Annotated in this window: 6 protein-coding genes; all 6 read left to right on the top strand. The window is 60.7% G+C overall.

Annotation, left to right across the window (positions count from 1 at the left end; translation table 11 throughout):
• Nucleotides 1-42: 42 nt before the first annotated feature.
• Nucleotides 43-1914 (top strand): HlyD family efflux transporter periplasmic adaptor subunit, encoded by a 1872-nt coding sequence (locus tag LB571_RS24745; protein ID WP_224598780.1) that lies wholly within the window; start codon nucleotides 43-45, stop codon nucleotides 1912-1914.
• 47 nt (nucleotides 1915-1961) lie between these two features.
• Nucleotides 1962-4064, top strand: coding sequence for a peptidase M50 (locus LB571_RS24750; RefSeq protein ID WP_224598782.1), 2103 nt, complete (start codon nucleotides 1962-1964; stop codon nucleotides 4062-4064).
• Nucleotides 4065-4242: 178 nt separating this feature from the next.
• Nucleotides 4243-5112, top strand: coding sequence for a SapC family protein (locus LB571_RS24755; protein ID WP_140617583.1), 870 nt, complete (start codon nucleotides 4243-4245; stop codon nucleotides 5110-5112).
• A 45-nt stretch (nucleotides 5113-5157) separates the two neighbouring features.
• Nucleotides 5158-7146 carry a prepilin peptidase gene (locus LB571_RS24760; RefSeq protein ID WP_140617582.1) on the top strand — a complete coding sequence of 663 codons (1989 nt, stop codon included), beginning with the start codon at nucleotides 5158-5160 and terminating at the stop codon, nucleotides 7144-7146.
• Nucleotides 7147-7195: 49 nt separating this feature from the next.
• On the top strand, nucleotides 7196-7999 hold the full coding sequence (locus tag LB571_RS24765; RefSeq protein WP_140617581.1) for an efflux RND transporter periplasmic adaptor subunit: 804 nt from the start codon (nucleotides 7196-7198) through the stop codon (nucleotides 7997-7999).
• 1135 nt (nucleotides 8000-9134) lie between these two features.
• On the top strand, nucleotides 9135-10435 hold a 1301-nt coding region (locus tag LB571_RS24770; protein WP_224598784.1), incomplete at its 3' end, for a VCBS domain-containing protein.

A 10435-nucleotide genomic window follows, 5' to 3' on the forward strand; every position in this document is an offset into this window, starting at 1 on the left:
CACATTTCGCGAACTGCGCGCGCCGCTTCGAAACGGGTGTCCATGGCCGATAGCATCCTTGAAGGTGATACCCACAGGATGCTGGATGATGCCGGCATCGTCAGCTACAGTGTTCTGGACCAGGCGCTGTGGACACGCTTCCGTGCGGCCGGAACGTCGGATGAGTTCATCGGTGCATGGCTGGGCCTTCTGTGCCGCCAGATTGCCGATGCCTCGGCAGCAGCCCTGGTGCTCGGGGAAGCCGATACCGGGCCTTATGTGCTGGCCGCTGCATGGCCGAACTCACAGTCGCCGGTCAGTGGACTTCTCGCCGCCGCCGAGATGGCCACGAGAAAGCGTCAGGGCGTCAGTGTATCGGGTCCGGCGGACAACACACAGATCATCGCGTCACCCATCCTCATCGACGGGCATCTGTTCGGAGCCTGTGCCGTTGCCGTGAAGCGAAACGACGCTGCCTTCACCGACATCATGCGCAAGATCCAGTGGGCTTGCGGCTGGGTGGAGGTGCATCTGCGCCGTGGCATGAGCGATCAGAGCGAACAGGCCGCGCAGCGCAGCCGCTTTGCGTTCGATATGTTGGCGGCGGTGATCGAGAAGAAGCGGTACAAGGGCGCTTGCACCGCCCTCGTCACCGAACTTGCCATGCGGCTGAACTGCGACCCGGTCGCCGTCGGCGTGATGCGCCGGCGCTGGACGCGCGTTGCGGCGGTGTCGCATTCGGCGGCATTCGACGGCAAGGTCAGCTTCATGCGCGACATCGCGGCGGCGATGGACGAGGCAATCGACCAGCGCGCCGTGGTCGTCGCGCCACCGCGCCAGGGTCAGGAATATCGGGTCAGCATCGCGCACGAAGCCTTGACACGCCAGTACAAGAACGGCGCTGCCCTGACCGTGCCGCTGCAGAGCAACGGCACGATGACGGGCGCGCTCACCTTCCTGCGGCCCGCCGACGCGAGCTTTGACCAGGAGACGATCTATCTTTGCGATGCAGTCGCGGCCGTGGTCGGACCGGTGCTCGAGGAAAAACGCCGTAACGACCGGACGATCTTCACCAAGGCGATCGAAGCGGGCTGGATCCAGATCAAGAGGCTGCTTGGCCCGCGCTTTATCGGGCGCAAGATTGCGACGCTGGCCGCGGTGGCGATAGCGGCCTATCTGAGCGTCGCCACTTCGCCCTATGCGGTAACTGCGCCTGCTGTCATTCGAGGTTCGGTGCAGCGAACCATCGTTGCCCCATTCAGCGGCTATGTCCTGTCGGAATTCGCCAAGGCAGGCGAAACGGTGCGCAAGGATCAGGTGCTGGCGCAGCTTGACGATCAGGATCTGAATTTCGAGCGGCTGCGGCTGGTCACCACCAAGGCTCAGAAGGAAACGGAATTTGACCGCGCGCTGGCGCGTGGCGAGCGTGCCGAAAGCCAGATCATCGAGGCTCAGATCAAGCAGGCGGACGCGCAGCTGTCGCTGATTGACGAACAGCTGCGGCGCACCCGGCTGGTGGCGCCGTTTGATGGATTCATTGTCTCCGGCGATCTGTCGCAGTCGGTCGGCGCGGCGGTCGAGCGTGGCCAGGAATTGTTTCACATCGCGCCGCTCGATTCTTACCGCGTTGTCCTGGAAGTCGACGAAAGCGACATCGACGACATCAAGATCGGCCAAACCGGCCAGTTGCGGGTCAGCGCGTTGCCGAGGGAACCGCTGCCATACAAGATTGAACAGATCACGTCTGTCTCGCGACAGGGCAACGGCCGCAACTCGTTCATGGTCGAAGCTTCGCTCGCCGGATCCCTCGAGCGGCTGCGCCCCGGCATGGAGGGCGTCAGCAAGACCCATGTGGATGAACGGCTGCTGTTCTTCGTCTACACCCAGAAGATGATCGACTGGCTGCGCCTGACCCTCTGGCGCTGGGCGGGCTGACCATGGACGGGAGCTATTTCAGTTCGTCTTGGTATCGCGTCGCGCAATTGAAGGCCCGGCTGCGGAGCCAAGTGAGCATCCACCGCACGATCTTCCGTAACCAGGTCTGGTATGTAATGCAGGATCGGACCTCAGGCCGCTTCCATCGCTTCACGCCGGAGGCCTATTTTATCATCAGCCTGATGACCGGCCGGCGGACCATGCAAGAAGTGTGGGACAGCGCCTGCGAACGCCTCCACGAAAAGATCATAACACAAGACGCGGTGATCCGCCTTTTGGGGCAGCTTCACGCCTCGGATGTGCTGTTTGGCGACATTCCACCCGACATTGAGGAAATCGCCGACCGCGCCAGCAAACAGCACAACCGTAAACTTCTGTCGAAATTCGCAAATCCGCTGGCTATTCGCGTCGGGCTGTTCGATCCGAACGAGTTCCTGAACGCGACCTATCCGCTGGTGCGGCCGTTCCTATCCTGGTTGGGCGGCATCGCTTTCCTCGCGCTGGTTGGCTATTCGATTTTCCTTGCTGCGATGAATTGGCAGGCGCTGACCGGCGACGTGACTGACAGGGTTCTCTCGGCCGAGAATATTGTCCTGATCCTGATCGCCTACCCCTTTATCAAGACCTTGCATGAACTGGGGCATGCCTACGCCGTCAAACGTTGGGGCGGCGAAGTGCACGAGATCGGCGTGATGCTGCTCGTATTCATGCCGGTGCCCTACGTCGACGCGTCGGAGAGCCTGGCATTCCGGGACAAGTGGCAGCGCGCCCTGGTGGGTGCGGCAGGCATTGTCGTCGAGGGGTTGTTGGCCTGTCTGGCGCTGATCGTCTGGCTGAACGCCGAGGCCGGATTGGTGCGCGCCTTCGCATTCAACGTGATGCTCATCGGCGGCGTCTCGACCTTGCTGTTCAATGGCAATCCACTGCTGCGCTTCGACGGCTATTACGTCCTGAGCGACATTCTCGAGATACCGAACCTTGGTCAGCGCGCGACCAAATATCTCGGCTATCTGGTTCAGCACTATCTGTTCGGTATCGAAAGCGCCGAAACGCCGGCAACCGCACAGGGCGAAGAGTTCTGGCTGTTCAGCTACGGCGTCACGTCATTCTTCTACCGGATCGGCGTCATGGTGGCGATCGTCACGTTGGTCAGCCAGCGTTACTTTGTCGTCGGCATGATGATGGCTGGGTGGGCGCTGGTGCTGATGGTTGGCGTGCCGCTGGCGCGCCAATTGTGGTTCCTGTTCACGAGCCCATCCCTGAGAAAAACGAGGGGGAGGGCCTTCGCCGTCGTTGCAGCCAGCCTCGCACTGGTAGCCTTGCCGTTCTTTGTCATCCCGCTACCCTACGCGACCGCCGCGCAGGGAGTCGTCTGGCTGCCGGGCGACGGCGTCGTCAATGCCGGTGTCGATGGCGTTGTGGCGGAAATTGTCGCGACGCCCGGCGCCCGGATTGAGCGAGGCGCCCCGATCTTGCGGCTGGAAGACCCTATGCTGGAGGCGCGGACCGTCCTGCTGGATTTGAGGGTCGGGGAGCTTGAGCGCCGCCTCGAAAAGCTCGACGTCTCGGACAAGGTCAACGCCAAAGTGGTGGCCGAAGAACTCAGGCTGGCGCGCGCCGACCTGGTCCTGGCCCGCGACCGTGCCGAGGCGCTGACAGTCCGGGCTCAGGCAAGTGGAACGCTGATCGTTCCCTCTTCAAATGATCTCGAAGGCAAGTTTGTGCGCCGTGGCGAGACGCTGGCCTATGTGACGCGGTTCGACCAGCCGACATTGCGCGCCGTGATCCCGGAGGGCGACGCCGACCTGGTTCGCAACCATACGGAGTTCGTCGACGTGCGCTTCGTCGAAGACCTGTCGGTTTCCCATTCCGCCAAGATCATACGCGAAGTGCCGTCGTTGACCGCGACTTTGCCGAACGCCGCATTGAGCACGGTGGGCGGTGGCCAGTTCTCACTCGATCCGACCGATCATGCGCAGAAGCGGGTGCTTGCCAATTTGATGCATCTGGAACTGGCGCTGGCCAATCCAAGCAAGATCGACCGCATTGGCGGGCGAATCTACGTCCGTTTTTTTCACGGCAATGTCCCGCTTTACGAACGGACCTATCGCTGGATCAGACAGGTTTTCCTGCGGGTCTACAAGGTATGACCTGCGCTACCGGAGGAGTTAATATTTGGATTAAGTTAACTAGATCGCCTGATGAGTGCACCAAAAATTCGATAAATTATTTACTTATACAAATAAACGAGAGACAATACTTCGGATTCAGTGCCGATATATACTGTATAAACGACGATTGGCCGTTTTAACCTCGAGGAGAGTTCTCATGACTGTTCAACTTCTTTTCTACCAAGACACAAAGCCGGTGACCTCAGACCGCCACAGAGATGTTTCAATCAAGGCGGGTCACTCCTACAGCTTCGCCCGAAACGTGAATTCGGTACCGGTGACGGCTGTCGAATTCGCGCAGGCAGCGGCGGAGTACCCGATCGTTTTCGCGGGCACCGAACACTCGATCATGCCGGCGGTCATTCTCGGCGTGAAGCAGACCGAAAACCTTTATGTAGACGATGCCGGCAACTGGAGCGGCAAGTATGTTCCGGCGTTCGTTCGGCGCTATCCGTTTGTTTTCTCTTCCGATGCCGGCGGCCGAACGTTCATCCTCAACATCGACGAGAGCTTTGAAGGCATCAACCGGGAGGGCCGCGGCGAGCGCCTGTTCGACAGCGACGGACAGCAGACGCGCTACCTGAAAGAGGTGCTTGGCTTCCTTCAGGACTATCAATCGCGCTTTCAGCGCACCAAGCAATATTGCGATCGTCTTAAGTCGCTCGGGTTGCTGCAGCCGATGCAGGCGCAGTTCAATTTGAACAGCGGCGAGCGTCATTCTCTGGCCGGCTTCATGACGGTCGACCGGGAGAAGCTGAAGGCAATCGATGTCGCCGACCTGCAAGCCTTGTTCGGAAATGACGAATTGGAGTGCACCTATCTTCACCTCCACTCCTTGCGGCACTTCGCCAACATGCTGGAGCGGATGCCTGCCCCGGCCCTGGACGTGGAGGACAAACCGGAACCGGCACCAGAGGCCGCCAAAGCGAAACGGGAAAACGGCAAATCGCCGGCGCACAAAGGCGGTGGACGAAGCGCGGATGCCGGGCTGCAGGCCGAGGCCGAGGATAGTGGGCAGCAGGCTTGACCAGGTGACGACCGGGATATCACTCGAGCGTAGTGGAGTAGGAGCTTGACTGCGGCCGGGCAACCGGCCGGCGTCTTGCTTCCCGCCCTCGATCTCGGCGCCGAGCGGGAAGACCCGGCGCCGAAATTCCTCGACTGGCTGGATCAGTGGCTGGTCGGCGTGACCTCGCCGCTACGGGAGCGAGCGAGGCTCAGGCGGATGTATCGCGCACTGCCTCGCATCGAGGTCCTGGGGCGTGACTATGCGGCCATAACCGAAGTTGAGCTTCTCGAGCGGGTCGCGGCGTTCCGCGGGGTGATGCGTCGCGGCGGCCTCACCCAGGCGAACATCGAACGATGCTTCGCGATCGTGCGCGAGATATCCTGGCGCAAGCTCGGACTGCGCCACCACAACGTTCAAATTCTGGGCGGCCTCGCAATGCTTGACGGGCGGGTGGCGGAAATGGCGACCGGCGAAGGAAAGACGATCACCGCCGGTCTCGCCGCATCGGCAGCGGCGCTGGCTGGCACGCCGGTTCACGTCATAACCGTGAACGACTATCTGGCGGAACGCGACCTTGCGACGCTCAAGCCCGTCTATGACTTTCTCGGCCTGACCACGGGCCTGATCCAGAGTGGCGACAGGGCAGGGCGGCCACGAATCTATGCGTCGGACATTGTCTATGCGAGCAACAAAGAGGTTACGTTCGACTACCTGCGCGATCGCATGGCGCTTGGCCAAAGAACCGGGCTGCTGCACCGCAAGCTCAGCGGCTTCGGCCAGGTCGGCAATGAGAATTCGCAAACGGTCATGCGCGGTCTGCACCTGGCAATCGTCGACGAAGCCGACAGCGCGCTGGTCGATGAGGCGCGTACGCCACTGATCATCTCCCAAGAAAGCAACTCCGTCGACGAACGCGACTGGGCGGAAAAGACGTTTCGTCTGGTCGAGGACCTTCAGCAGGATGTCGACTATTTGCTGTTGCCGGACCGGCGCCGTATCGAATTGACGGAAGCAGGCAAGGACAGGCTCTGGACGCGCGCTGAGGCGGCCGACGGATTCTGGCGCAACCGCATCCGACGCGAGGAATCGGCCAGGCAAGCACTCTCCGCCTTGCTGCTTTTCCGACGCGGCGAACACTATCTGGTCGCCGACGAGACAGTCCAGATCGTCGACGAATTCACCGGACGCATCATGGCCGACCGCACCTGGAGCGATGGCCTTCATCAGTTGATCGAATTCAAGGAGGGCTGCAAGGTGACGCCGCGCAAACGCACCGCCGCGCGGATCACCTATCAGCGCTTCTTTCGTCGCTATCTGCGCCTCGCCGGCATGTCCGGCACAGCCTACGAGGTCAAAGGCGAACTGGGCGCCGTCTACGGGCTGTCGGTTCTCGCCGTGCCGACCCATGTGCCGCCCCGGCGCGCGAAGCTCGCGCCAATTGTATGTGCGACGCGCGAGGAGAAATGGAACCGCATCGTGCAGGAGGTTGAGACGATGCGGACCCTCGGACGGCCGGTACTGATCGGCACGCGTTCGGTCTCGGCGTCGCAGGAACTCAGCGCGTGTCTCGACCGCGCCCGCATCGAGCATGCCGTGCTGAATGCCGAACAGAGCGCGGACGAGGCGAATGTCATTGCGGGCGCGGGTCGTGTCGGAACGGTGACGGTCGCGACCAACATGGCCGGGCGCGGCGTGGACATCAAGGTCGATCCAGAGGCGCTGGCAATGGGTGGGCTTCATGTCGTGCTGAGCGAGCGCCATGATGCCCGTCGGATCGACCGGCAGATGGAGGGGCGGACGGCGCGCAAGGGAGACCGGGGGTCAACGCGGGCCATTCTTTCGCTGGAGGATCCGATCCTCGATCTCGCGCCGCCACGCCTTGTCGAGTGGGCCAGCCGGCGTCAAGGCTGGTTCAGGCGCCGCGCCGCGCTTGCGCTGTTTCGGGTGGCGCAGATGCGCGCCGAACGCGCGCACGCATCGGAGCGCAAGGACCTTCTCGATCAGGACCGGCGGCTGGGTGTGCTGCTCGCCTTCTCCGGCAAATCCGAATAGACTTGGGCTGGCGGCTGGAGAGGCCGCGGCGGGCAGGGAGCCACGTTAAATGCTGCGAGCTATCTTCTCCATAGGCACCGTGTTTCTGGCTGGCGCAACTCATGCAGCGGCGTTCGATTGCGTCGTCAACCCTTCGATCGTGGTGGGTGTAGGCAGCCCTGTACCTGGCCTTCTGGAGGAGGTACTGATCGATCGTGGCGACATCGTCAAGAAGGGTCAAATCCTGGCCCGGATGAATGCAAGCACCGAGCTGTCAACGGTTGACTTGATGTCCGAACAGGCGGCCAACACGTCAGAAATCGAGGCTCAGCAGGCACGCTATCAACTGGCCTTAAGCCGCATGGACCGCTCCAAGCGGTTGGCCAGTCTGAACGTCGCCTCGAAGGATGCCGTCGAGGAAGCGGTCGCGCAAATGGAGGTTTCCAAGCGCGAAGTGGCCCTCGCCGAAACGCGCAAGCGCATTCTCGAACTCGAACTCGCTCGAGCAAAAACGGTGCTGGGCCAGAAGGTTATCTTCAGCCCGATCGACGGTATTGTGATGGAGCGCAAGCTATATGCCGGGGAATACCTTGACCAGAACGGGAAACTGGCCACGATCGCACAGCTCGACCCGTTGAGCGTAGAAGCCTTCGTCGCCGACAGCGAATACAGCAAGTTCAGCGTCGGCCTCGCCGTCAAGGTGACCGTCAGCGAGCCGCGCGATGAAGTCCAGGTCGGCACGGTTCAGGTGATCGACAGGGTGCTGGACGCTGCCAGCAGGACGTTCGGCGTGCGCATCATGCTGCCCAATGCCGGCAACCGTTTGCCCGCCGGCCAGCGATGCAAGGTCGAATTCGACACCAAATCGAACTGAAGCGCCCCTACCGCAGCCGAAGCCTACCGCTGTCGCGCATCCGGCCAGCGGGAAAGTTTCTGGTTTTCAACGGGATAGCCGCGTCTATAAGCCTGCCCGTGATCATTGATTTCCAACGAGAATACCTTTGTTGGAGTGGTGACAGTACTTTTCGAAACTCTATGGCGCCGCCCTCGGACTCCGCCAGGAGCAAAAAATCGCCCGATTGGTCCCGATAGTTGGTGCAACCTCAAAATATTTTTTGCGGCGATTTTCGTTTTAAAATCAAAAGCGTAACATTTTGGCGGCCTATAGGTCGGCGTTGCGCGTCACAAATAAGAAAAAACCGAGATAGATCAATGACCTACTTGAGTTAGAAACAATCGAGTGGGAGTGAAGGAGCGGCAATCGCGTAGTTTCGGCGGCGATTTTCGCCATCGAGAATTGTTCTCGTGTCCGTGTCTCACTTTCGCTGAACTGGTATTCTTCATCTCCAATCTGGCAAGTCCGATCTGCCCAAGTCCCTTACGAGGTAAAGACCTTTAAGAAGGGGGATACGGCGTAAAACGGCGTGCACAAAGGCAAGGTCTGCTTCGCGCCTTGTCATCCTCGGAGTGATCTGCGTTGGAGCGCGAAACTTCCGGATGTCCGGCTCGACCGTGGCAGCGATCAAGGTCCAGCGTTAGTGCACTGGCGGGCTCTCGTTACGCTGCCCCGCATCTTCTGCCGCGCTGGGCCATTTCCGGCGTGCACTCGTTTGATCTCACAAGCCGATCCGGGTGGCTGTAGCTCCTTCATGCTCGAATATTAACTGTTCGCCCAAGTTGGACGTTGACGCTTGCTTGCCAGTAGAGTTAATAATCTCCTAATATAAGCATTGTCTAAAATCTCTTGATCGGAAACCGGCGATTTAGGCGATGCAATTGGGTTGGGAGACGCAGCGCTGCGACAACGCCGTCGCAGCCGCCATCATGCGATCATCATCCGCTAGCTCCAGCCGGCACTGCTTGTCCGGCAGGCTCGCTGATGATGCGCCGCACTCGCTTTCAACCCAGCTGCGTGGCGACTTTGGGATCGATGCTCGGACAGAGCGTGGTCGTACAGGACTATTAACAAACAGGCGTTGGGGCGTCTGCTACAGAAACAGGGGTTGAAAATGGCTACTCAGGTCACCGGTGCCGGCGGCACCACAGCGTCATTCTCCAATACACCGCAGGCAAAGGACGACACCTTCCTCTATTCGGAAGATGCAACCGGGGTCCTTGTCCTGAACGTTTTGGCGAATGATCTGGGTGGCGCAGCCAAACAGCTCTACTCCATCGACAACGCAGACAGTTTGTCGACCGCAACCAAGACATATGCTCCCGCAGATCTGCTCACGCGGGATACGACATATTCTACTGATAGTTCGGGAGCCGCCGGGACCACCGACACAAGCTTCTTGGGAGCCAAGATCTGGATGGCCAGCGATGGCACAATCCACTACGACACGGCGAGTATCGCTGGGCAGCTACAGGCACTTTCTGCGGGTGAGGTTCTCGTCGATAAGGTGACCTACGCTATTCAACTCGGCAACGGCACGCTGAGCTGGGCCACTGCCACCGTTCAGTTCACCGGCACGAATGACAAGCCCGATATCCATCTGGTGACGACCGACAGCGCGGCCGCGTCGCTGATCGAGACGAACTCGGCTCTGACGAAGAGCGGCACGCTGACTGTGAACGACGCTGACGTCTCCGACACAGTAACCGCAAGTGTCGCCTCAGTGTCGCTCGCCGGCACCCTTGGCGGCCTGAACAGCGCCGCCGTCATCGGCATGATGACGGTTTCACCGACCTCGCTGACGGCTAACCCTGGCGAAACCAACAATCTGGGCTGGACCTTCAATTCGGCGCCACAAGCCTTCGACTTCCTGGCTGTCAGCGAGACGCTGACGCTCACCTACACGATCAAGGCCGACGACGGCCATACAGGCACCGACATGCAGACGGTGACGATCACCATCAACGGCACCAATGACGCGCCGGACATCACCGTTGGCGCCGGCGACAGCGCTACAGCCTCGCTGACCGAGACCAATGCAGCCCTGATGAAGAGCGGCACCCTGACGGTGAACGATGCCGACCTCTCCGATACGGTGACTCCTAGCGTGACATCTGTATCGCTCGCCGGCACAACGGGCGGTCTGAACAGCGCCGCGGTGCTCGGCATGCTGACGGTGTCGCCGGCCTCGCTTGCCGCCAGTCCGACCGACACGCACAATCTGAATTGGTCGTTCAACTCGACACCGCAAGCCTTCGACTTCCTTGCCCAAGGCGAGACTCTGACGCTCACCTACACGATCAAGGCCGACGACGGCCATACCGGCACCGACACGCAGACGGTGACGATCACGATCACCGGGACCAACGATTCGCCGGTGATCACGACGGCTGTCGGCCAGGCTGCCGGCACGGT

Origin of the sequence: Mesorhizobium sp. BR1-1-4, assembly GCF_020165375.1 — a bacterium.
In the GTDB taxonomy this organism is placed as follows: domain Bacteria; phylum Pseudomonadota; class Alphaproteobacteria; order Rhizobiales; family Rhizobiaceae; genus Mesorhizobium; species Mesorhizobium australicum.

Excerpts from the sequence above, each read along its gene's own strand:
- LB571_RS24745 (WP_224598780.1), top strand. The coding sequence starts at position 43 with ATGGCCGATAGCATCCTTGAAGGTGATACCCACAGGATGCTGGATGAT.
- LB571_RS24755 (WP_140617583.1), top strand. The coding sequence starts at position 4,243 with ATGACTGTTCAACTTCTTTTCTACCAAGACACAAAGCCGGTGACCTCA.
- LB571_RS24765 (WP_140617581.1), top strand. The coding sequence starts at position 7,196 with ATGCTGCGAGCTATCTTCTCCATAGGCACCGTGTTTCTGGCTGGCGCA.